The organism is Microbacterium sp. CFBP 13617 (assembly GCF_014839445.1).
Taxonomy (GTDB): Bacteria; Actinomycetota; Actinomycetes; order Actinomycetales; family Microbacteriaceae; genus Microbacterium.
This window is the reverse complement of the sequence record NZ_JACYNW010000003.1, coordinates 131,722-154,611: the sequence shown is the minus strand read 5'-3', so window position 1 is coordinate 154,611 and position 22,890 is coordinate 131,722. Positions and strand designations below refer to the sequence as shown.

The 22,890-nt window shown below is 72.0% G+C and carries 21 protein-coding genes; 9 read left to right on the top strand and 12 right to left on the bottom strand.

The annotated features are described in order from the left end of the window. Positions 1-18: 18 nt before the first annotated feature. Positions 19-447: a MarR family winged helix-turn-helix transcriptional regulator gene (locus IFU40_RS09235; RefSeq protein WP_191926143.1), complete on the top strand. Its 429-nt coding sequence runs from the start codon at positions 19-21 to the stop codon at positions 445-447. Between the two features lie 70 nt (positions 448-517). Here IFU40_RS09235 and IFU40_RS09230 read toward each other — a convergent pair whose 3' ends face one another. Then, positions 518-958, bottom strand: a complete 441-nt coding sequence (locus IFU40_RS09230; protein WP_191926142.1) for a DUF2000 domain-containing protein — start codon at positions 956-958, stop codon at positions 518-520. Positions 959-1,006: 48 nt separating this feature from the next. Between IFU40_RS09230 and IFU40_RS09225 the strand changes: the two genes are divergently transcribed. After that, positions 1,007-1,786, top strand: a complete 780-nt coding sequence (locus tag IFU40_RS09225) for a helix-turn-helix transcriptional regulator (RefSeq protein WP_191916801.1) — start codon at positions 1,007-1,009, stop codon at positions 1,784-1,786. 13 nt (positions 1,787-1,799) lie between these two features. On the opposite strand, the gene IFU40_RS09220 is transcribed toward IFU40_RS09225, so the two are convergent. The 3 genes from IFU40_RS09220 to IFU40_RS09210 form a co-directional block, all read right to left on the bottom strand. Continuing rightward, positions 1,800-2,789 (bottom strand): putative zinc-binding metallopeptidase, encoded by a 990-nt coding sequence (locus IFU40_RS09220; RefSeq protein ID WP_191926141.1) that lies wholly within the window; start codon positions 2,787-2,789, stop codon positions 1,800-1,802. Between the two features lie 148 nt (positions 2,790-2,937). Next, positions 2,938-4,236, bottom strand: coding sequence for an ABC transporter permease (locus IFU40_RS09215; RefSeq protein ID WP_191926140.1), 1,299 nt, complete (start codon positions 4,234-4,236; stop codon positions 2,938-2,940). Then, on the bottom strand, positions 4,233-4,940 hold the full coding sequence (locus IFU40_RS09210; RefSeq protein WP_191926139.1) for an ABC transporter ATP-binding protein: 708 nt from the start codon (positions 4,938-4,940) through the stop codon (positions 4,233-4,235). Before IFU40_RS09210 ends, IFU40_RS09215 begins: the two co-directional genes overlap by 4 nt. A gap of 131 nt (positions 4,941-5,071) precedes the next feature. On the opposite strand from IFU40_RS09210, the gene IFU40_RS09205 reads away from it, so the two are divergent. Then, the gene (locus tag IFU40_RS09205) at positions 5,072-6,280 is read left to right on the top strand and encodes a histidine kinase (RefSeq protein WP_191926138.1); all 1,209 of its coding nucleotides are present in this window, start codon (positions 5,072-5,074) and stop codon (positions 6,278-6,280) included. After that, positions 6,277-6,942, top strand: coding sequence for a response regulator (locus tag IFU40_RS09200; RefSeq protein WP_191926137.1), 666 nt, complete (start codon positions 6,277-6,279; stop codon positions 6,940-6,942). Before IFU40_RS09205 ends, IFU40_RS09200 begins: the two co-directional genes overlap by 4 nt. Before the next feature lie 17 nt (positions 6,943-6,959). Here IFU40_RS09200 and IFU40_RS09195 read toward each other — a convergent pair whose 3' ends face one another. Next, positions 6,960-7,172 carry a hypothetical protein gene (locus tag IFU40_RS09195; RefSeq protein WP_083285677.1) on the bottom strand — a complete coding sequence of 71 codons (213 nt, stop codon included), beginning with the start codon at positions 7,170-7,172 and terminating at the stop codon, positions 6,960-6,962. A gap of 142 nt (positions 7,173-7,314) precedes the next feature. On the opposite strand from IFU40_RS09195, the gene IFU40_RS09190 reads away from it, so the two are divergent. Together IFU40_RS09190 and IFU40_RS09185 are read left to right on the top strand one after the other, a co-directional pair. Continuing rightward, complete coding sequence (locus IFU40_RS09190; RefSeq protein ID WP_191926136.1) at positions 7,315-7,659, top strand: YnfA family protein; 345 nt, start codon at positions 7,315-7,317, stop codon at positions 7,657-7,659. Between the two features lie 298 nt (positions 7,660-7,957). Beyond that, on the top strand, positions 7,958-8,353 hold the full coding sequence (locus tag IFU40_RS09185; protein ID WP_055835373.1) for a hypothetical protein: 396 nt from the start codon (positions 7,958-7,960) through the stop codon (positions 8,351-8,353). Between the two features lie 128 nt (positions 8,354-8,481). Here the strand turns inward: IFU40_RS09185 and IFU40_RS09180 are convergent, their stop codons facing one another. The 4 genes from IFU40_RS09180 to IFU40_RS09165 form a co-directional block, all read right to left on the bottom strand. Beyond that, positions 8,482-10,317 carry a Na+/H+ antiporter gene (locus IFU40_RS09180; RefSeq protein WP_191926135.1) on the bottom strand — a complete coding sequence of 612 codons (1,836 nt, stop codon included), beginning with the start codon at positions 10,315-10,317 and terminating at the stop codon, positions 8,482-8,484. 63 nt (positions 10,318-10,380) lie between these two features. Then, positions 10,381-11,643 carry an MFS transporter gene (locus tag IFU40_RS09175; protein ID WP_191926134.1) on the bottom strand — a complete coding sequence of 421 codons (1,263 nt, stop codon included), beginning with the start codon at positions 11,641-11,643 and terminating at the stop codon, positions 10,381-10,383. Beyond that, positions 11,640-12,395 (bottom strand): helix-turn-helix domain-containing protein, encoded by a 756-nt coding sequence (locus IFU40_RS09170; RefSeq protein WP_191926133.1) that lies wholly within the window; start codon positions 12,393-12,395, stop codon positions 11,640-11,642. Before IFU40_RS09170 ends, IFU40_RS09175 begins: the two co-directional genes overlap by 4 nt. A 107-nt stretch (positions 12,396-12,502) precedes the next feature. Then, positions 12,503-13,951, bottom strand: a complete 1,449-nt coding sequence (locus IFU40_RS09165) for an aminotransferase-like domain-containing protein (protein WP_191926132.1) — start codon at positions 13,949-13,951, stop codon at positions 12,503-12,505. A 19-nt stretch (positions 13,952-13,970) separates the two neighbouring features. Here IFU40_RS09165 and IFU40_RS09160 point away from each other — a divergent pair, with 19 nt between their 5' ends. The 3 genes from IFU40_RS09160 (at position 13,971) to IFU40_RS09150 (ending at position 16,926) form a co-directional block, all read left to right on the top strand. Beyond that, positions 13,971-14,321, top strand: a complete 351-nt coding sequence (locus IFU40_RS09160) for a hypothetical protein (RefSeq protein ID WP_191926131.1) — start codon at positions 13,971-13,973, stop codon at positions 14,319-14,321. A 182-nt stretch (positions 14,322-14,503) separates the two neighbouring features. Further along, entirely contained in the window at positions 14,504-16,369 is a 1,866-nt protein-coding gene (locus tag IFU40_RS09155; RefSeq protein ID WP_342343508.1) for an HNH endonuclease signature motif containing protein, read from the top strand. Between the two features lie 107 nt (positions 16,370-16,476). Continuing rightward, positions 16,477-16,926, top strand: coding sequence for an SMI1/KNR4 family protein (locus IFU40_RS09150; RefSeq protein WP_191926129.1), 450 nt, complete (start codon positions 16,477-16,479; stop codon positions 16,924-16,926). 222 nt (positions 16,927-17,148) lie between these two features. Here IFU40_RS09150 and IFU40_RS09145 read toward each other — a convergent pair whose 3' ends face one another. From IFU40_RS09145 to IFU40_RS09135, 3 genes are read right to left on the bottom strand one after another with little or no spacing between them, the layout of a single operon-like run. Then, entirely contained in the window at positions 17,149-20,502 is a 3,354-nt protein-coding gene (locus IFU40_RS09145; protein WP_191926128.1) for an ATP-binding protein, read from the bottom strand. Next, on the bottom strand, positions 20,499-21,413 hold the full coding sequence (locus IFU40_RS09140; protein ID WP_446724823.1) for a DUF4194 domain-containing protein: 915 nt from the start codon (positions 21,411-21,413) through the stop codon (positions 20,499-20,501). The genes IFU40_RS09145 and IFU40_RS09140 overlap by 4 nt, the downstream gene beginning before the upstream one ends. After that, entirely contained in the window at positions 21,406-22,881 is a 1,476-nt protein-coding gene (locus IFU40_RS09135; RefSeq protein WP_191926127.1) for a DUF3375 family protein, read from the bottom strand. The genes IFU40_RS09140 and IFU40_RS09135 overlap by 8 nt, the downstream gene beginning before the upstream one ends. Between the last annotated feature and the right edge of the window lie 9 nt (positions 22,882-22,890).

The window sequence follows — 22,890 nt, the reverse complement described above, 5'->3', positions numbered from 1 at the left end:
GAAACGAACTGAATCGATATGACGAACGAATCCTCCCCTGTCGTTGCCGCGCTGAACCGGTATCTCGTGGAACGGGCGCGCTGTCTCGCCGAGGCCCGCCGCATTCTGGGCTTGAACGAGGTCGATGTCGTCGCCGTGCTGCACATCACCCGGAATCCCGGCATCCGCCCCTCGGAACTGCGGCAGCACCTCGGCGTCACGTCGGCGGGAGTGACCACCATCGTCGACCGCCTCGTGCGCCGGGACATCCTGCGCCGAGAGGTCGACCTCGACGACCGGCGTGCGAACCACATCTTCGCCCAGGTCGATTTGAGCGTCGAACCGTGGGACTGCCTCACCCGTTTCGACGACGCCTTCTCGGCCGCCCTCACAGGGGTCGCCGCGAAGGAGCAGGAAGCCGTGGCATCGCTGCTGGACGCGGCGACCGCGGCTGCGGCGCTCGACTAGAACGGATGCCGCGGCCCCTTCGGCCTCGCCGAGGTGCGCGGCTGCACCGCATCGCCCCCGTTCGCGGAACTCAGGCGTGGAACACGGCGCCCTTGACGATGCGGTCCACGACGTTGCGCGGACCGCGCACGGCGATGCCCACCAGGTCGAGGTCGGCGGCACCGACGCCGGCGACGGCGGCCCGATTGGCGGCGTCGTGCGAGGTCGTGAACAGTTCGCGCGTGTAGATCGCCAGGGCGATGTCGTCGCGCGCGGCCGCTTTCGCCCGGGCGCGGCCGAGGAGAGCCGCGTCGGCGGTGAGCACCATCACGGGCTGGCGGAGCATCGGCAGGTAGTCGGTGCCGTCGGCGTCGCGGTAGGGCTCGCCGACGAGGTCGGGCGCGCTGGTGGCGATACCCGAAGCGAGGAACGCGGTGACGTTGAGCTCCTGCCAGGCCGAGAGGTCGTCGGCGAGCACCACGACCACCTTCGTGTCGAACTGCGGGGCGGGGGAGGCGATGTCGTCGGTCATCCCTCCAGCATCGCGACCGTGTACCGCGGCGTCTTGTACGTTTCTTGCATGGAGAACCGGGTGCGCGCGTGGCACCCGGACGTGCCGATGCTGCGCGAGGTCTACCACGCGAGCTTCGCGCACAGCTATCCGATGCACACCCACGAGGACTGGGCCGTCATGCTCGTCGACCGCGGCGCGGTGACCTACGCCCTCGACCGCGCGGAGCACCGGGCATCGCCCGCCGCGGTGACCCTGCTGCCCCCGGGCGTCGCCCACGACGGGCGCCCGGCCGTCACCGGGTCGGGGTACCGCAAGCAGGTGCTCTACCTTCGCCGCGACTGGCTCCCCGATGAGCTGACGGGCCGGATCGCGCACCGGCCCACCGTCACCGCGCCGCCCGCGCACGCGGCCGCACGGAGGGTGCACGCGGCCCTGGCGCACCCGGGTGACGAGATGGCGGCCGAGCACTGGTTGCTGGCCGTGCGCGATGCCGTGTACCGCCACGCCGGAACGGCCCGCCCGGCGACGCGCGACGTGCCCCTCGCGCGTCGGCTTCGCGTGCTTCTCGACTCCCGCTACACCGAGTCGTTCACGATCGCGGCGGCCGCCGCCGAGCTCGGCGCCCACCCGAGCCACGCGGTGCGGGTGTTCTCCGAGACGTACGGCATCGCCCCGCACCGGTACCTCGTGGGGCGACGGGTCGACGCCGCGCGGCGGCTGTTGGGGAACGGATGCCGTCCGGCCGACGCCGCCGCGCAGACGGGCTTCCACGATCAGGCGCACCTGACCCGGCACTTCCGCCGCGTCTGGGGTGTGACGCCCGGCGCGTTCGCGACGCGGTCGTGAGACCCGAGCCCGCTCAGCGCGTGGACAGCAGCGACGCGACGAAGTCGAGCTTGTCGAGCACGCGGTCGGGGAGGGCGAACGGGTAGAGGTCGTTCTTGCCCATGGATCGGTTGACCATGTTGAGGGCCACGGACAGCGGCATCCACACCTCGGTGACGAACTCGCGGAAGCGCGGGACTTCCCCGGGGCCCGACACGTTCGTCAGCCCGAAGGTGGAGGCCGTCTCGATCGTGTCGGTGATGTGCAGGACGTGCGCCCACGTCTCGGCGAAGTCCTCGTAGGGGTGCATGCTCGCGTAGGTCGAGATGTACCGCTCCGCCCAGTCGCTCGGCGGGCCCTCGGAGTAGTGGCGGTCGATCTCGGCCTGGTAGTCGGCGGTCTCGTCGCCGAACAGCGCGCGCGCCTCGACGATGCGGTCGGTGCCCTCGACGAAGACCCACTCGACGTAGTGCCCGACCTCGTGGCGGAAGTGGCCGAGCATCGTGCGATAGGGCTCACCGAGCTGCCTCTGCACGCGCACGCGGTGCGCGTCGTCGCTCTCGGCCAGATCGATCGTGATCACGCCGTCGGCGTGACCGATGGTGACGTTCTCGGCCACGCTCGACAGCAGGTCGAAGCAGAGGCCGCGGTCGGGGTCTTCGGCCTTGCTCGCGATCGGGATGCCGAGGCGGTCGAGGTCGACGAGCAGCCACCGCTTGGCGCGTTCGGCAACCGGGTATTGCGACAGACCCCGGGCGTCGGCGTCGTTCGGGCGCACGCGGGTCAGCTCGCAGGCCGAGCACTGGCCACCCTCGAAGCGCGAGAGCCACGTGCAGCCCGACAGGTTGAGGTTGCGGCAGACGTGCCAGATGAGTCCGGCGGCGTCGATGTACCGGCCCCGCGCATCGACCGGCACGATCTCAGCCTCTTCGCGCGAGTACCCGAGGCCGGTACTGCACGAGAGGCAGACCGAGTTCTCGAAGAACAGGGGGTTTCCGCAGACGCGGCAACGGAACGACTTCACTTCGCGAGCATGACAGACGAGCACTCCACCGCCGTCGGGGTTGCGCGCGGCGGCGCGGGGGTCGTAGCGAGATCGCCGCGCCCGCCTGGCGGGCCGGGGCATCGGCGTGATCCGCCGTCGCCCCGGCCCGCCGCTGGGCGCATGGCCGTCATTCGTACCGCAGCGACTCCACCGGGTCGGCCCGCGCGGCGCGTGCCGCCGGGAGCGTCCCCGCGAGGAACGCGATCCCCATCACCGCGAGCACGGTCAACAGAATCGACACCGGGTCGAAGGCGATCAGCTGCAGACCGGGCAGATCGCTGAAAAGGTTCGCCGCGAGCTGCGCGCTGACGGCGGTGCCGACACCGATCGCGATGACGGCGCCGAGAGCGCTGCCCAGCAGACCGATGAAGATCGCCTCGAGGCTGAACAGGGTGAAGACACGGCCGCTGCCCATTCCCATGGCCTTCATCAGACCGATCTCGCGGGTGCGCTCTTGCACCGACATGAGCAGGGTGTTGACGATGCCGAAGCTCGCCGCCAGGAGGGCGATGACCGCGAACGCGTTGAGCACCAGCACGATGCCGTCGATCACCGACTCGAACGTGCCGAGCTGATCGGCGACGGTGGTTCCCGTGTACCCCGCGTCGGTCAGTGCGGCCTTGACCTCGTCGATCTGCGCGGTCGTCGCCGACGACGACACGGTCGCGCTCGCCGAGGCGTAGCGGTCGAGCTGGTCGGCGGGCACGCCGGTGTTCTGGAGGGTGAACAGGGTCTTCTCGAGCGTCGCGTTGGTCGTGAGCGAGGTCGTCCCGCCGAAGGCCGCTTCGGTCACCCCGCTCACGGTCGCCTCGACCAGGTGCTGCGTGCGCACCGGATCGGTGACGGCGATCGTCACGGTCGCGCCCACCGCGTCGCTCGCGTCGGCGAACCCCAGGGGGGCGACCAGCGCGTCGGGGAGCGCGACCTGCAGCGCGTCAGAGGCGTCGTCGGGCGTCGCCCCGTCGGCGATCTGCGGCGTCTGACCGGCGACGAGACTGCCCACCTGCGCCGTGTAGGGGTCCCCGCCGGGGGCCTCGACGTAGTCGATCGACACCGACGTCACCGGTACGACCTTCTCCACCCCGGGGAGCTGCGAGACGGTCGCGATGTCCTGATCGGTGAGCGCCGTCACCTCACCCGTGGCGCCGGGGCGGCCGCCGGTCTGCTGCGCCGAGGCGACGGCATCCGGATCGTACTTCTGCGGCCCGGTCGAGGTCGCCGACGTCGTCTTGGTCACCGTGAGCACGTCGGAGGCCCCCATCGAGGCGACCGTCTTGTCGATGAACGCGTTGATGCCCGTACCGAGGCCGTTCGTGATGGTCAGGGTGAAGGCACCCACGAAGATCGCCAGCACGGTGAGGATCGTGCGCGTCTTGGAGCGGAAGGTGTTCGCGACGGCGGTCGAGACGAGATCGACGGTTCTCATGCGGCGTTCCGTTCGTCGGCGACGATGAGACCGTCGCGGATCTGCACGCGCCGGTCGCAGCGCGCGGCGAGGTCTTCGTCGTGGGTGACGACGATCAGGGTGATCCCGTGCTCACGATTGAGCCGGAACAGGATGTCTTCGACGACGGCCCCGGTGGCCGTGTCGAGGTTGCCGGTGGGCTCGTCGGCGAAGATCACCTGCGGGTCGTTCACCAGGGCCCGCGCGATCACCGCGCGCTGCTTCTGTCCCCCCGAGAGCGCGGTGGCCTTGTTGCGCGCCTTGTCGTCCATGTCGAGCTCGGCGAGAGCGGCCCGCCCGCGTCGACTCCGCTCGGCGCGGCCGACGCCCGCGATCTTCAGCGGCAGCACGACGTTGTCGAACACCGAGGCGTTGGGCGTGAGGAAGAACTGCTGGAACACGAAGCCGAACGTCTGATTGCGGGTGCGGTTGAGCTGACGTCCGCGGAGGGTCGTGGCATCCACCCCGTCGAGGCGCACCGTGCCCCGGGTCGGGGCGTCCATCAGGGCGAGCAGATGCATGAGCGTCGACTTGCCCGAGCCGCTCTTGCCGATGATCGCGATGCTCTCGCCGCGATGGATGTCGAGGTTCACCCCGCGCAGGGCGTCGAAGCGGGCGGAGCCGCGACCGTACGACTTGTGCAGATCGGTGATCGAGAACAGTGGGGGAGGAGGGTCGGATGCCATGACCTCAGCCTCGTTCGCGGCGGAGCCACGCGCGTCCCACCGCCGGGTCGGTCGTCTACCCCCGGTGGGGGATTCGCGAGTGCCCCCGCCAGGCGATGGCCGGGGGCCGCAGGACGCGGGAGACTGGAGCCGTGAGGCCCGACGAGACGAATGAGCCGGCGCCGCGCTCGCCGTGGGCCGGTCGGCCCTGGATGATCGACGTGGTGCTGATCGTGCTCGTCGCGGTCCCAGCCCTCGCGCCCGTGCCCTTCGCCGAGATGCGGCCGTCGCACCCGTTCGTGCTCGTGCTCGTGCTGCTGCCCGCCCTGGCGCTGCCGTTCCGTCGCCGGGCGCCGCGGGTCGTGCTGGCCGTGAGTGTTGCCGTCTGGATCGTCGCCCTCGCCCTCGGCACGCTCTCGCCGGGCGGGGCGATCGCGATGGTCGTCGCCACCTACGGCATCGCCCACCGCGCGCAGCGGCGCACGTCGGTGCCGGCGACCCTTGCCGCCGTGGGGGCCGTGGTGTCGGCGGGGGTGATCGTCGCCCTCGTCACCGGCATGGACACCCGTGTGCTGCAGGTGGCCCTCTCGCTCGCGCTCGCGGGAGCCGTCGGCGACGCCGCCCGCTCGCGTCGTGCCTACCTCGAGGCGGTGGTCGAGCGCGCCCGTCGCGCCGAGCAGACGCGCGAGGCCGAGGCAAGCCGACGCGTCACCGAGGAACGCCTGCGCATCGCGCGCGACCTGCACGATGCCGTCGCCCACCGCATCTCGGTGATCAGCCTGAACGCCGGGGTCGCGTCGTCGACGCTCGAGAACCGCCCCGACCGCGCGCGCGAGGCCCTCGCCACCATCCGCACCGCCTCGCGCGACGTGCTCGGCGAGATCGGCACCATGATGAGCCTGCTCCGCGCGCCCGACGACGCCGCCGCCCGCGTCCAGCCCGGGCTCGCGCGCGTGCCCGAGGTCGTCGAGTCGGTGCGGGTCGCCGGCTGGGACGTCGTGGTGCGCGACGAGATCGGAACGGATGCCGAAGCCGCCGGCATCCCGTGGGGGATCGACATCGTGGCCTACCGCGTCGTGCAGGAGGGGCTGACGAACGCCCTCAAGCACGGCAGCACCCGCCGCGCCCACGTGCTGCTGCGTCGCGACGGTGATGACCTGGAGGTGGTCGTGACCAATCCGATCGAGCGCGTGCCCGAGCCCGCCGAGTCGGCACTGCCGTCGTCGGGCTTCGGTCTGGTGGGGCTGCGGGAGCGCGTCGACGCGGTGCGCGGCGACCTCGCGGCCGGTCTCGCCCCCGGCGGTTACCGCCTGGCCGCTCGCCTGCCCCTGCCCGCGCGTGCGGGGGAGTCGGGCTCGTGACCACCGCGATCGTCGTCGACGACCAGTCGCTGATCCGCTCGGCCGTGCGCGACCTCCTCGACGCCGCCGACGGGATCTCGGTGGTGGGCGAGGCCGCCGACGGTGAGGCGGGCGTCGCGCTCGCCCGCAGGCTCCGCCCCGACGTCGTGGTGTCGGACATCCGCATGCCGCGCATGGACGGCATCGAGGCGACCGCGGCGATCTGCGCCGATCCCGCGCTGGCCGACACGCGCGTGCTGATCCTGACGACCTTCGAGGAGGACGATTACGTCGTAGCGGCCCTGCGCGCCGGGGCGAGCGGTTTCATCGGAAAGGGCGCCGAACCCGACGACATCGTGCGGGCCGTGCTGTCGGTGCACGAGGGCGGCGCGCTGCTCTCTCCCGCCGCGACCCGCGCGCTCATCGAGCGGTACGTGCGGGCCACGGGCGCCGCCGACGTGCCGGCGCCCGCCTCGCTCGACGCGCTCACCGATCGCGAGCGCGAGGTGCTGCTGCACGTGGCCCGTGGTCGCTCGAACGACGAGATCGCGGCGGTGTTGTACATCTCGCCGCACACGGCGAAGACGCACGTGAAGAACACGATGATCAAGCTCGGCGCGCACGATCGGGCGCAGCTGGTGATCGCGGCGTACGAGAGCGGCTTGCTGGCACCCGGGCGGTGAGGCGCGCCGTCGTCCGGTCAGGCCGGCGTGGGCGGCCGGGTCGATGCGCGGGGCGGATACTCGCGGAGCGAGAGCTCGCGGCTGTCGAACATCCCGCGTCGCGCTCGTACCATCGTCACCCCCTGGTGGCGCAGGTCGTCGGCGTGGTCGACGGTCAGCGGTTCGTGGTGGGCTCTGCGCCATCCGCCGTCGAGCGTGTAAGTGTGGGTCACGGTGCGTGGTCGAGTCATGCTCACCCCCTTGCGGGGAACGGTAGTCCTCTTTCTCCGGTACTACCGAGATGTTCCCTCTCCGTAACGTAAGGGTTCGCAATGAAGTCTTTTCGGGCGCTGTTCGTTCGGAAAACGAGCCTCGGAGGAGAAACTGGGACGCATGACCACCGCGCGTATCGTCGTTCTCTTCGCCCTCGCCGCGGTCGCCGAGATCGGCGGGGCCTGGCTCATCTGGCAGGCGGTGCGCGAGAATCGCGGGTGGTGGCTCGCGCTTCTCGGCATCCTGGCCCTCGGCGCCTACGGCTTCGTCGCGGCTCTGCAGCCCGACGCGCACTTCGGACGGGTGCTGGCCGCCTATGGCGGGGTGTTCGTGGCCGGCTCGCTCGCGTGGGGGATCGTCGTCGACGGGTTCCGCCCCACCTCGTGGGACTACATCGGTTCGGCGGTGGCGCTCGTGGGGGCGGGCATCATCATGCTCGGGCCGACGGCGGCGGCGGCGGACTGAGGCTGAATACTTGGTAGGCGAGTATTTAGCTAGATGAAGTAAAGCCGAATGTCAACCGACGTCGATCTCGGGGTCCGGTCGGTCACACTCGGGGAATGCACAACGAGAACACGCCCCACGAGGGCCTTGCCGACGACTTCGCCACCACCGACGCCTCGCGCCCCTTCGGCGCCTACCTGTCGGTCATCAACGGCGGCAACTGAGGTCGTCCACGTGCGGGCCTCGGGCTCGTCGCGAGAGGGTCGGATGCCGTCAGGCTCCGGCCCTTCGTCGTGAGAATCAAGAAGAGGAAGACGCCATGAGCCCGCTCACCTTGCGCCTCGAGGGATCGCGCGTCGACGGCATCGCCTCGCTCTACCGCGAACTGGGTCGCGTGCTCATGCCCGACGAGCCGTGGACGCTGGGGGAGAGCCTCGACGCGCTCGACGACCTGCTGTACGGCGGGTTCGGTGTGCTCGACGGGGCGGCCCCGGCCCGCGTGACCTGGGTCGACCACGCCGCGTCCCGCGCGGCGCTGGGGGTCGAGGCGACTCGGGCGTACTACCGCGCGAAGCTCGAGAGGCCCGAGGTGTACGCCGCGGGACCGGCGCAGAGAGCGCTCGACGCCCTCGACGCGGGAGCGGGCGAGACGTACTTCGACCTCGTGCTGCGCGTGTTCGCCGATCACGAGAACATCGAACTCGTGCTGGCCTGACGCGGAATCGTCCGCCTGGCGCGGGAGGCGTCATCGCGCCGGCGCACGCGTGAGAATCCGTGCCCGACCACAGGCTTCCGCGTCACCGCGTGGCGGAGAGCCCGGTCGAGCCGTCGGGTGCCGCCCGCTCAGTCGTTCGACTTCTCGATTCCGCGCGCGCGGATCTCGTCGAGGTCGAGCCCGGCGAGGATCTTGCGCGCGACGAGGTCGTCGATCGTCCCCTCGCGGCGCAGCCGCAGCAGCACCTCGCGCTTGCGGTCGAGCACCGCCAGACGCAGTCGCACGGCCTCTTTGTGGCGCAGCAGCGGGGAACGCTGCGTCACGTCGATGTCGTCGCTGACGGCGATCATCTCGAGCGGGCCGGCGGCGAGCCGCGCGGCGGCGTCGCCGGTGTCCATTCCGGCGGCGTCGGCTCCGCCCGTGCCGCCGTTGGTGCCGTCGGGGGGCGCGGGAAGCCGGCGTCGCGGGCGGCCCTCGTCCGTCGCCTCGGGCGGGACGGGGCCCATCGTCGAGGACTCGCCGGCGTCGTCGTCGAGCGAAGCGTCGAGCTCGGCCAGGTCGCGTTCCTCGATCGCGCGTTGGCGGGCCACGGCGCGTGCGTTGGCGAGTTCGAGGCGCTCGTAGCCCTCGCGTCGGGCACGGTCGCGCACCCGGTCGCTGATGCCGTGTTCGACGGCGAGGTCGTCGAGTGCCGCCAGCGCGGCGCCCGAGATCGCGCGTTCGGCGAGTTCGTACTCTTCGATCGCGGCGTCGTCGTTGGGGAGCTTCGCCCAGCGGATGACGGCCGGCAGCAGCGGCCCCTGCACGAGCAGCGTGAGCACGATGACGCCCGCGGTGACGAAGACCACGGCGTCGCGGCCGGCGACGGGCTCGCCGCTCGCGGTCGTGATCGGCACCGACAGGGCGATGGCGAGCGAGACGGCGCCGCGGAACCCGGCGACCGTGCTCACCACCCGGGAGCGGTGCCGGAGCGACCGCGACGACCCCGCGGGCGGCCGCGAGAACGGCGAGAAGAGCCACTGGAACAGGTAGCGCACGACGAACAGCACCACCCACGCGGCCACCGTGATCAGCAGCAGCATCCCGATCTCGGACGGCGAGATCTCGTGCAGTACGAGCTGTACCTCGAGGCCGATGAGCACGAACAACGCCCCGTTCAGCAGGTACACGCCGAAGGGCCAGGTGGCGTCGGCTGCTCTTCGCGACATCGCCGTGGTGATGCGCGGCGAGACCCAGGCCACGATCAACCCCGCGAACACGACGGCGAGCACGCCCGACGCCTCGATCAGTTCGGCGATGAGGAAGGCGAGGAACGGCACGAGCAGCAGGGTGAGGTTGATCGTGAGCGTCGACTGCATGCGACGCAGGGCGACGTACGCGAGCGCGGCCACCGCGATGCCCGCGGCCGCACCTCCCACGTACGACAGCAGCACCATGCCCGTGATCGACCACGGCGTGACCTGCCCGCCGAGCAGCAGCGACACCGCGATGGCGTAGAGCACGAGCGCCGTGCCGTCGTTGGTGAGACTCTCGGCCTTGAGCTTCATGAAGGTCTTGGCGGGCAGCAGTCGACCGAGGGCGGCGACCGCGGTGGCGTCGGGCGGGGCGACGGCGGCTCCGATGACGAGGGCGGCCTCCCACGGCACGCCCATCCAGGTCGCGACACCGGCGACGGCGAACGCCGAGGCGACGACGAGGAGCGTGCTCATCGGGATGATGTAGCGCAGCGACCGGCGGACAGAGCGCAGCGACGTGGTCCACGCCTCGCGGAAGAGCATGACCGGAAGGAACAGCAGCAGCACCGTCTCGGGCGGCAGCTCGATCGCGCGGAGCTCGGGGATGAAGCCCAGCGCCAGGCCGATCACCAGCAGCACGAGCGGCGTCGCCACCCGCAGCCGCGGCGCGAGCACCGTGCCCACCAGCATCGCGAGTCCGAGCAGAACCGTGACTTCGAGTCCCTGCATGCCAACCGCCTTCCCTGCGCCCTCACCACACAGCGTAGAGAGGGGCCCGGACATTCCCGAGGGTCAGGCGGATCCGTGTCGCCCCAACGTCAGCGCGACGAGGCCGGCCACCAGATACAGCGCCCCCTGCACCTGCAGCGAGACGGTGAACGCCGGTCCCGTGCCGATGAACCCGCCGACCAGGGTGCCCACCGCCTGCAGCGCGGTCAGCGCGGCGAACAGCAGGCTGGTGACCCGCCCGCGATGACCGGCGGGCGTCTCGCGGTCGACGATCGTCAGCATCGCGGTCATGGCGAGCAGGCCCGGGGCCCCGACCAGCGCGAACAGGGCGACGTACAGCGGGAACCACGTCGTCAGCGCCGGCAGGTTCCAAATCAGGAGCGACAGCACGCCGAATCCGAGGATCGAGGCGGTGGCCAGGCGCGCGGGTGCGACGCGTCCGACGACGCCGAGCAGTCCGACGCCCGCCACGAGAGCACCGATCGCCTGGATGCCGCGCAGCACGCCGATCTCGACGTCACCGCCGCCCAGCACCTGGGGGACGAAGAGCACGAAGAGGATCGAGAACAGGCCCTGCGCGAGCGACATGAGCACCGCCACGAGCATGAGACGTCGGAGCACGCGGTCGCCGGCCACGATCGCGAGTCCCGACCCGAGCTCGCTGAAGAACGTGGCCCGCGCGGGGGCGCCCGCGGCGTCGACCTCGAGTGTGCGCAGCGCCGCGGTGTCGTCGCTCACCGGGGAGGCGGCATCCGGTCGCCGTCTCGCGCGCGCGAAGAGCACGACGGATGCCACGGCGTAGGCACCCGCGGTGGCGACGACGAGGGCGTCGACTCCGCCGAGCCCCAGCGCCAGACCGCCGAGCGGTGCCCCGACCAGGCGGGCGAGACCGGAGCCGATGCCGAGCAGCTGGTTCACGGGTGCGACGTGGTCCGAGGGCACGAGAGCGGCGGCCACGCTCGGCCGCGCGGGTTCGATGATCGCCCCGAGCACCGATTGCACGACCGCGACGAGGGACACGATCCACAGGTCGGCGGCCGAGTCGACGAACAGCAGGGGGAGCACGGCGATCACCTGCAGCGCCGCGGTCCCGCCCATCAGGTGCCAAGGGTCTGTGCGGTCGATGAGCAGGCCCGCGAGCGGGGCAGCCGCCACCGTGAGCACGGCCTGCAGGACGAAGACGATCGAGGTGATCAGCGGCGACCCGGTCACGCCGAGCACGAAGAGGGGCAGGGCGACCAGCAGCATCCAATCGGCGGTTTCGGCGATCGCGCCCCCCGACATCAGGCGTACGACGCCGGGGAACCGCCAGGTGCCGCCGCTCACGTCGGGCCGTCGGGGGAGGGGAGGTCGGGTGTGCGCGGGGGTCCTGTCTGCGGGTCGGCGGCGTCGGTGTCGGTGGGGCCGGGGCCAGCGGCGTCGGTGTCCCGGGCGCGCGGGCCCATCGCGTCCGCGTTCCGGGCGCGCCGGCCGCTCGAGCCCGCGTCGACCGAGCCCGGGTCGACGAAGCGCGGGTCGACGACACCGCGCACCGAGATCGAGGCGACGGCGCTGCCCGCGGGGGCGTCGGCCCGGGTCGCACGCACGTAGGGGCGCACGATCGCGTCGATGCGTGCGCCGACGTCGGCGAGTTCGTCGGCGGTGAGCAGCACGGCGTAGTCGCTGATCACCGCCGCTTCGCGCCAGGGTTCGGGGAGGTCGCTCTCGTGCCGCAGGAAGTCGTCGAAGCGCGCGTCGGTGTCGGCGAACCACGCCGAGCGCACCGCGGCGCGGGTGAGATCGTCGGCGGGCCCGCCGCCGGCGTCCAGGTCGATGCCCGTGATCGTCGCACGCCAGGGCCGCTTGCGTGCGTCGCCGGTGTCGTCGTCCGATCGCTCGACCAGGCCGAGCCGGGCGAGCTCGCGCAGGTGCCACGAGCAGTTGGATGCCGTCGCCCCCACCACCTCGGCGCATTCGGTCGCCGTGCGGGGCCCGACCGACAGCAGCAGCGACAGGATCGCGAGTCGTGACGGCACCGCGAGGGCGGCGAGCATGGCCGAGGTGGGGACGACCCGGCGCTCCGGAAGATGTGAAGGCACGACTTCATACTATGCGCCGCGCCGGTACGGCGCTCGACCGCGCAGGATCGCGCCGGACCGCACCGTGCCGCGTCGCGTCGCGCTGAGCGGACCCGGCCCGGTCCCATTCAGCCCCTCCCGACGTATCCCCGCCACGCCTCACCGAGACGCTGGATCCCCGCCTCGAGCACCGCGGGCGTCGGGGTGACGGGGATGCGGATGTGGTCGTCGGCATCCACATCCGACATGAACTGCGCGGACCCTGCCACCGACACGCCCAGCCCCGCGGCGTAGCGCGCGAGGCCGGCCGCTGAGCCCGACGGCAGCTGCGCCCAGAGCCACAGCCCCCCGCGCGGCGGCCGGAACCGCCAGTCGGGCAGGTGGACGGCGAGCAGCTTCGCCGCGGCGTCGGCCGCTTCGCGGTGCACGGTGGCCACGGTGCGGCGCAGGACCGGAGCCTGCGCGATCAGGTCGACCGCCAGCAGCTGCGAGGGGACGCTGGTCGACAGGTCGGTGGTCTGACGCAGGCCGCGCAGTCGCCGCACGAGCACGGGGTCCGCCCGCAACCACCCGACCCGCAGGCCTTCCCACGCCCATTTCGACAGCGACTCGACCACGACGATGGGCGCGTCGGGGCGCAGGCTCGCCAGTGAGGGAGGGGTCACGCCGTCGAACGACACGTGCGCGAGCACGCGATCCTCGATCACCGTCACGCCGTGCTCGGCGGCGAGATCCGCGATGCGCCGGCGCACGGCGAGACTCGTTTGGACGCCGGTGGGGTTGTGATTGTGCGGGTTCAGCGCGATCAGAACGGGTCGGCGCACCACGATCGCCATCTCGAGCGCGTCGATGTCGACGCCGTCGGGCGTGAGCCGGATGCCGTGCACCTGGCCTCCGCGACGACGCACGGCATCGGTGAAGCCGGGCCAGGCCACCTCTTCGGTGAGCACGGTGTCGCCGGGGGAGACCAGCTCGTCGACGAGCAGGCTGAGCGCCTGCTGCGCCCCGTGCGTGACCAGGATCTGCGCCGACGTCGTGGCGGTGCCGTCGTCGGTCATCAGCTGCGCGATGAGGGAGCGCAGGGCGGGGAGGCCCGCGGGGTCGCCCTCGACGGTGCTCGCGTCGAGCACGGGCCGGTGGCGCTGCACGATGTCGACGGCGAGCGGCGAGATCGGGGGGACCGCGCGCAGCAGGTCGATGCTCGACGGCAGGGTGGCGTACAGCGCCTCCGCGCGACCGGCGGTCTGACGCGCGGCCGTCGGGGGCGTCCCCGCGACGCGCGTGCCGCTGCCCTGGCGGCGATCGAGGATGCCGTCGTCGTACAGCCGCGCGTAAGCGCTGACGACCGTGCCCCGCGACACCGAGACGGTCGCGGCGAGCGTGCGTTCCGAGGGCAGCCGGTCGCCGCCGCGCAGTTCCCCCTCGCGCACGAGCCGGGCGATGCCGTCGGCGAGGCTCGCCGAGAGGGTCGCGTCGGTCGTCGCCCAGCGGCCGAGACGCAACGCCAGCTGTTCCGCCGAGACGACAGCCGTGCGCTGGTCCACCAGGGCGGAAGTGGCTCTGTCGAGAAGGGTCATACCTGGTGATTCTGGTCCAATGACCCTCTCGTTCGCTTCCTCTGATCGCATCCCCAGTCCATTCACTCCCCAGTGGACCATTGCCGCGGTGCTCGAGTGGATCGGTGTCGACGACGAGCGCTGCCACGACGAACGGCTGTTCGAGATCCTGGATGCCGTAGACCAGGCGCTCGCGCACGGTTCGGTCGCCGGAGCCCGCACCGCTCCCGGGAGCCACGCGGTCGTCCCCTCGGCGCGGGTCGTCGCGCTCGTGCGTTCGGTCGCGTCGCGGGTCGTCGCCGACCCGGCGCAGGGTGCTCGGCGCCTGGGTGAAGTGTTGGGTGTCGTGGAGCAGACGGCGGTGTCGCGGGGTGTGCTCGTGACGGTGTGACGGGTTCGTGGGGAGTGGTGCAGCGGGGAGGGGTGGGTTCGTGGCGACTGGCGGGTGTGGGCCGGCTCGCGGGCTCCCTAGGTGCCGCTCGCGGCGATGTCGTACCCCCTCGCTAGATTGGGTGCATGGACACCATGGCACCTTCGAAAGGCCGGTCACAGCTGTTTTTTTCGGGGTGGGGCGTGCCGTGGCCCAGCGATGAAGACCTGTCCGCCGACGCCGCCACGGCGTGGGCGATCGACGTGGGTTTGGTCGACCCCCACCCGTTCGGTGACGGTGCGACCGACGCCGCCGACGAGGACGGCGCGTGGCTCCTCACCCCCACTCCCGCGCACCTTCTCGGTGAGCTCGAGCACCACGTGCGCGAACGCCACCGGGCCACGGCCGCGGAGTACCGCCTCCTGAGACTGCTGCTCGACGAGGCGGTGGCCGATCCCGAGCCGTGGGTGGGTCCCGACCCGACCCTCGACCTCGCGTGGACCGACCCTAGGCGGCGCACCGTGGCGGCGGTGCGCCGCGACCGGCGTGACATGGCCGAACGGGCGGTGATCGCCGAGATCGCGACGCGCCTGCGGCTGTCGGAGCAGACGGTGCGCACGCGAGCCGCCCATGCCGAGACGTTGCAGAGCCGTTGCCCCGAGGTCTGGAACGCCTTCGTCGACGGCACGATCTCGGAGCGTCACGCCGTCGAGTCGGCGCGGCTGGCGACGTCTCTTCCCAACGAGCCCGAGTCGTCGCCGGCCGACGAGCCCGAGTCGCCGCCGACCGGACCGACCGGGGCAGATGGCCCGGCGCCTGGTCCCGACGACTCGACGCTGCTCCCCGACGTGCTTCTGGACGACACGGCAACGCTCGCCGACGAACCGGCTCTGGCTTCGGGTGAGCAGGCTCCGGCCTCTGGCGGGCCGGCTCCGGCCTCCGGCGAGCATGAATCCTGGCGGGCGTTCGACGAGGGTGCCCTCGACCGCGCTCTCCGGCTTCCGCCCGCGCGGTTCTCCGTCTCGGCGCGCGCTCTCCGCGAGCGCGTGCACCGCGAGTCCCTCCAGACGCGGCACCGGCGGGCGGCTCGCGACCGCGGCGTCTGGCTCGCGGCCGAACTCGACGGCATGGCCACGCTGACCGCTCTGCTCCCCGCGGATCGTGCGCACGATGCCCTCGCGCACGTCGATCGCGCGGCCCGTCACCTGCGGGTGGCCCCCGATGAGGAGCGAACGCTCGCGCAGCTGCGGGCCGATGCTTTCGCGGATTTGCTCACGCGGTCCGCGGGCGGGGCCGGGTCCCGCGCGGGGTCGGGTTCGATCCATCGCGCCGAGGAACGCCCAGCGAGTGCGGGTGATCGTACCGGCGACGGCGCTCCCTTCGCCGTGCCGAATACCGCCGTGCCGACTGCCGCCGCGCCGAATACCGCCGTGCCGAATACCGCCGTGCCGAATGCCGCCGTGCCGGCTGCCGTGGTACCGGCCGCCGCCCCGCCGGCCGCTGCCCCGCCGACTGCCGCCGTGTCTACTGCCGCCGCGCCGACTGCCACCACGCCGACCGCAGCGTCACCGCCGACGCCCTCCGCGCCCCCGGATCGTCGCGCGTCGATCGTCATCACGGTCCCCGCACTCACGCTTCTCGGAGCAGGCGACGAGCCCGCTCGTCTCGACGGGTACGGCCCGATCGACCTCGACACGGCTCGGCGTCTCGCCGGCGAGGCCACCTCGTGGGTGCGGATCCTCACGCATCCGCTGACGGGCGTGCCCCTCGCCCTCGATCGGTCGACCTACCGCGTGCCGACCGCGTTGCGTCGATGGTTGGGCGTGACCTCGCCGACCTGTGTCTTCCCGGGATGCGGACGACCCGCACGCGAGTGCGACCTCGATCACCTGGCCGCGTGGAGCGCCGGCGGTGTCACCGATGACGACAACCTCGCACCCGAGTGCCGACATCATCACCGCATCCGTCACGAGACTCGGTGGAATCCCTCGCGCGACCCCGACACCGGCGACCTGCGCTGGACGTCGCCGCTCGGCGCCCAGATCGCCGAGGACCCGCCGCCGTTCTAGCCGTGTCGAAGCGGGTACGCCGTCGCCGAGGTCGACGAGGCAACGCCGGGGCAGGATCGAAGCCGTCGGCCCTCCCGTCGTGGTTGGCCTGTGACATGATTCTCCGCGTGAGCGGCGTGGACGATCTGCCAACCTGGGCCGACCTCCCGTGGTTCTCGGAAGACTGGGAGGGCTCCGCCTTGCCGGTGGGGGCGGAGGATCTCGACGAGCTGGAGCAACTCGTCGGATGCGCGTTGCCACGGGCATTCCGCGCGTTCTATCTGCGGCACAACGGCGGGTGGCCTCTCGCTGAGTCCGGTATGTTGCACGGCTTCACGGCGGTCAAGCACGGAGCGCTCCCGATTGAACGGCTGTGGGCGGACCTTCGCCAAGGCGGCGGCGACGCGTTCGACGAGTGGATGCCGTTCGCACACGATCCCGGGGGCAACCTGTTCTTGCTCCACGTCGGCCGCGAATCCACGGGAGCCGTGCGGGTCTACCTCGGCGGCGAAGACCGGTGGATGCCAGCTGCGGACTCTTTCGAACAGCTGCTGCGTGCGGTGCCTCGGGACGGCTGACGAACACCCGAGAAAGCCCTTGCCCACGCGCCCGGGCCGTTCACGACCCGGTGTCTCGGCCCCGCAGTCTCGCCCCCGGAGTCTCGGCCCCGCAGTCTCGGCCCCGGAATCTCGGCCCCCGCGTCTCCGCAGCGACGGCTCACCCCGCCCGCCGAGCCCGCAGCGCGGAAGCACCCCTCCGCAGCGACGGCCCACCCGGCCCACTCAGCCCGCAACGCGAACTCACCCCTCCGCCGCGACCCCCACCTTCGCCTTCGCCCACGACCGCCCCCGCGTGTCCTTCAAGATGTCGTACTCGACGTCGACGTGCGGCTCGATCGCGCTGTACTTGTCGTTCGGGGCGCCGATGACGAGCTGGAATCCGAGGCCGCGCCACGCGCCGATCGCGCGCTTGGTGAAGTGCGCGTCGGCCTTGATCAGCGCCTCGTCGAGGAACACCGGGGCGTAGCGGGGGCGCTCGGCCCCAGCATCCCCGAGCTGGTACCGCAGCGCCGCTCCGACGATGAACGCGATGAGCTCCTGCGACTCCCCGCCGGATTTCTCACCGATGTGGTCGTAGAGAGCGACGTGCTCGCCGGTGTCGGCGCGGAAGCGCTCGGCGCTCACCCGCACGTGGTTGCGCACGTCGACGAGGTCGGCGAAGTCGGGGGCGGTCGAGCGGATGCGGTTGATGAGGCGCGCCATGCGGGTGTACACCGCTTCGCGTTCCTCGTCGGACGAGGCCGCGTCGATCGCCGCACGCACGTCGCGCAGCTCGCGACGGAAACGGCGACGCACCTCGGACTGCCCCTCGCGCGGCACGATCTGCAGGCGGTGCTCGTCGTCGTAGAACGGCAGGTCCTGCATGATGTCGTTGATCGGTGCGATCCGCTCCCGGATGTCGCGCAGTGCCCGCGTCAGCGCCGAGTCGAGGCTCGTCAGGTCGTTGCCCGACAGGCGCAGCAGGCTGTCGCGCCACTCCGCTTCCAGCTCGTGCAGGCCACTCGCTTCGAGGTCGGCGAGGATCCGCTCGAAGTCGCCGAGCGACTCGTCGGGGTCGGCGAGCAGGTTCGGACTCGGCCACCGGTCGGTGAACGCGATGAGCGTGCGCCGCAGGCTCTCGCGCTGGTCGCCCCACGTCTCCTGCGCCGACCGCTGTTCCTCGAGCAACCGTCGGGAGGCGGATTCGAGGGCGGCATCGAAGCTCGCCAGGAGCTGCGACGGCGTCGCGTCCGACGCTCCCGGTGCCACGAACAGCGCGTCGAGGTAGTCGACCTCGTCGGGCGAGAGGGCGGTCTCGGAATCCTCCGCGCGTTCGATGAGCATCTGCGCCGCGTCGACGTCGTCGGTGATCTCGGCCCAGCGCGCGGCCATCGCCTGCTGTTCGGTCTTGGCCCCGCCGATCTCTTCGCGCAGGCGGCCGGCCCGGGCACGGGTGCCCGAGATCTGCTCCTGCAGCTCGGCGATGCGGGGATTGCCGGCGGTGATCTCGGCGATCGTCTCGTTCCAGCGGTCCAGATCGCGCTGAACGGATGCCACGTCCACCTGGTCCCACGACAGGTCGGCGATCTTCTCGAGGGCGCTGCGCCGCTCGTCGAACGCGTCGAGGGCGGTGGAGGCCTCGTCGACCGTGGCTTTGGCGGCCGTGAGGGCGCGGCGCGCGGTGACGATCTGCTCGCCGAGCTCGGTCAACCGCACGCGCGACGAGAACCCGAGCACGCTCTGACGGATCGACCCCCCGTGCGCGCCGCGTGCACCCTGGCTCGTCTGCCCCGAGATGGTGAGCGCCAGGCGGTGCCGCGACAACTCCGACGCGGCATCCACGCAGACGAACGCGAACTGCTGCTCGAGCCGGTCCTGCAGCCACCCGGTGAAGGGCGAGGCGCGGAATTCCAGACGCCCGGGAAGGGTCGCCGGATCCAACCCGCCGCGTTCGGGGAGCCCGGTCGACACGCCCTCGAACCGTAGACGCTCCGACAGCCGGACGCCGTCGATCGCCGCGCGGAACGATGCCAGGTGCGCGGCATCCACGAGAAGGGTCGTCGCGAACCCCCCGAGGGCGAGGGTGAAGGCCCCGCGCCACGGCTCGTACTCGGTGCGCACGTCCACGAGCTCGGCGACGAAGGGCAGCTCGGCGGCGGTCAGACCGGCGGCCTCGGCCAGGGCCTCGCGGGCCTCGTGCAGACGGGGCGGGATGTTGTCGTCGCGGGTCTGCGTGCGGCGGTGCTCGGCCTCGAGGGCGGCGAGCTGCTGGCGTAGGTCGGTGTGGGTGCTGCTGGCGGCGACGAACGCGTCGCGCACGGCCGTCTTGGCATCCGCGTCACCGAGGGTGCGGCGCGCGTCGTCCGCGAGGGCGGCGAACTGCTTCTCGGCCGACACCTCGGTCTGCAGCACCGCGAGCGCCGCGTCGAAGCGCTCCCGGTCGCGCTGCATGCCGGCCAGGCGCCGCTCGAGAGTGCGGAGCTCGCGCTGGGCGGCGTCGAGCCGATCGCCCCCGGCCGCGCGCAGCACGTCGCCGAGGCCTTCGCGCTCGGCTTCGGCGGCGTCGGCGAGGGCCTGGCGTTCGCGCACGAGCGCGTCGGTGGCGTGCGTGCGGTCGCGCAGCTCCGCTTCGACCGCGCCGAGCAGATCGACCCGGCGCTGCGCCCGCCAGAGCGAGGCGCGCGAGTCGGGGTCGGTGAAGCGTCCGAGCGCGTCGATCAGCCGCAGACGTTCGGCGGCCTCGTCGATGCGCGTCTTCATCGCGCGGATGGGCTGCAGCGCCCGCACCTGTTGGCGCGCCTCGAGCATGCGCGTGCGCGTCGACTCGAGCCCGTCGAAGTGCGACACGACGGCGTCGGCGACGGTGAGGGTCTCGGGCTCTTCGAGCACCATGCGCTTGTAGAGGTCGTCGACGGTGGTGATCTGCTGCCCGGCTTGGATGCGCGCGAGCAGGCTCATCGCCTTCGTGCCCGCCCCCGCCGCGCCGATGCCGAGCACGCCGTGCAGCCGGGCCGAGAACTCGCGGTCGGTGGCGAGGGTGTCGAGTCCGGTCGCCCGCACCGCCGCGTCGGACAGGTGCTGCTGCGCCGCCCGCTCCAGGTCGCGCAGGTCGAACGCGCCGTGCACGGTGGCGCGCACCTTGACGGCGTCGTCGAGCGTGCGGGCGGCGGCGGGGATGTACCAGGCGCGCACCGCGGTGAAGCGGGCGCCGTCGTGGTCGGCCCAGGTCATCGCGATCGCGGTCCACGTGTCGACGCCGTCGCCGCGCAGCACCCGGATCTTCGTGCCCTCGTCGGTGCGCGACTCATCGAGCTTGCCGCGGCCGTACGAGAGGATGTTGCGCTGCTCCTGCCCGCGCGGGCGCCCCACCACCGCTCCGTTGGAGGCGCCGTTGAACGGGGTGGTGTGCGGCATCATGAGCGCGACGTACGCGTCCATCAGCGTCGACTTGCCCGAACCCGACCCGCCGCAGAGCAGCGTCGCGGTGGGGGCGAAGCGCACGCGATGCGTCCCGTCGTAGCCGCCCCAGTTGACGAGCTGCAGGTCTTCGGCCACCCACTGCTGTCCGCGCGAGGCGGCGGGAATCAGGCCGAACAGGGTCTCGAGCATGGTCATCGGGGGTCTCCCTCGAACGTTCCGGATGCCGCGACCTCGCGGTCACCGGCAGCCTCGGCATCCTGTGTGTGCTCGTCGAGGGCGGATGCCAAGACGCCGCCCTCGTGTGAGCTCCCGGCATCCTGTGTGTGCTCGTCGGAAGCCGATGTCACGACCCCGCCCTCGCGTGAGCTGTCGGCATCCCGCGTCTGCTCCTCCAACCAGAGCTGCAGCTCGCGGAGCGTCTCGGCGCTGAGCACGACCTCGATGAGCGGTCCGATGCGGTACCGCCCCTCGGACTCCTCCTCGATGATTCCCTCGCGGTCCAGTCGCGCGATCGCGGTGCGCACGGCCCGCTGCTGACTGGCGCGCGTGCCGTCGGTCTCGGCGAAATACGTCAGCACGGTCTGCTCGACCTCTTCGACGTCGACGCGCGCCGACGCGGTGCCGGCGGTCGTCTCGCGCTGGAACACCGTCCGCAGGTACACGAGCACGAGCGTCTCGGCGCGCGAGTACGCCTCGTCCTTCAGCAGGATGGGCACGTCGATCTCGTCGCTGCGCACCTGCTCCTTGTACGCGACGCCCCGCGCGTGGTCGACGACGAGCCGCACGAACAGATCGTTCAGACGCGACTCGATCATCTGCTGGTGCTCGAGCAGCAGCTTCCACTCGGCGGGGGAGTTCTCGGCGCTCAGGAACCGGCGCTGCAGGATGCGCACGAGCACGCGCCGCACCTCGGAGTCCAGGATGCCGCGATCGCCCGGGAACAGCGCGTCGGGGTCGTTCTCCATCGCGACCGGGGCGATGAAGGCGGAGGACTCGGTGCCGCCGGGGGAGACCTCGGCATCCGGCGATGGTGCCGTCGTCGAGGAAGCGGCGGCGTCGGCGCCGTGGCGCGCGCGGGAGGGTGCGAACACGTCCTCGTCAGTCATCGGCATCCCTTTCTCGCAAGCTGTTCGCTCTGACCGCCCCGAAGGCGAAGCGCCGGGTGGTGCCGTCGGGGCGTACGGCCTCGACGATCGAGACGTCGTCGGTCTCGGTGAGCCCCCCGCGATGCACGATCTCGAGCAGACCGACCAGGTCTACCGGGCGGCGGGTGTCGGCGGAGCCGCCCGAGAAGGCGGTCGCCAGATCGAATCCGTCGCCGAGCGTGGCGACGTACGCCTCGAGCTCGGCGTAGTGCGGGCCGCCCCAGGCGCGGGTGTCGGCGTCGACGAACTCGGCCTCGACGTCTGCCGATGCCAACGGCGCCGGCGCCCCGGCCGGACGCACGTCGCTGAGCGACTGGCGCAGGTGCCCGATGTCGGCGAGCGGGAGCGTGCGCACGGGCTCGACGCGACCGGGGGTCTTGGTCTGGCTCCAGCGGTGGAGCCCCGCCATCACGCCGCGCAGCAGGTCGTCGACCTGGCGATCGCGGATGGGATCGTGCGTGCGCACCTGCGCGGTGATGACGTGCGAGGCCCGCCGCTGGGCGGTGAGCACCTCTTGCACGCCGGCTTCGACGCGCCGGGCGATGGCGTCGAGCTCGGCCCGCTGGTCGGGGGTCATCAGCCGCGAGAAGGGCTGGGTGAGCACGGCGTGCAGCTGGTCGGTGAGGTCGTCGATGTTCTCGGGGTCGCCGATCAGACGCAGCGCGCCCTGGAAGGCTCGACCCTCGGGGGTGGCCTGCATCACCTGACGCCCGCGCTCGAGATACTCGCGCAGCACCTCGCCGGTGGGACGCACGTCGCGGCGGAGCTCGGCGACGACGTCGCGCTGCATCGCGGCGATCGACTCCGCCACGCGCGAGAAGTCCGCGGGCAACTCGCGCGCGAGGTGGATGACGTTCTCGGCCTCTTCGAGCAGGTGGTCGTCGTCGAGGGGCTCGACGACGCCCTCCTCCAGCGCGGCGATCTCGGCATCGAGGGCCGCCCGCTCCTCGAGAAGTGCCTCGCGGCGTCGGGCGGGGTCGCTCTCGGCGTCGCGGGCGAGGCGCTCGACCGCGTCGAGAAGCGTGCGCACGCGCGAGCGGGAGACACGGGCGCGGCCGCCGCCGGCCCGACCGGCGATCTCGAGAGCGCCCACGGCGTGCGCCGAGAGGCGGTACACCTCGACGTCGTCCTCGATCTGCAGGCCGAGCCAGCCCACGCGCACCCAGCCGCGACAGATCTCGCGCGCCGACCCCGCGGGGATGCGGCGGTCGTCGTCGGTGTCGTAGCCCGCCGCGCGCAGCTCGTCGATGGCCTCGGCCACCTCGACGTGCGCGTCGGCGACGGTGACCGCCGCGCGGTCGGGGGTGAAGACCACCGAGAGCACGGCCACGACGAAGGGGGCGAAGCGCCCGTGCAGCAGGTCCAGCGTGGGGTTCTTGAACGCCGTCACCGAGCGCAGGTACGCGGCTTCGGTTCGGGTGCTGCTCACTGGCTCGAG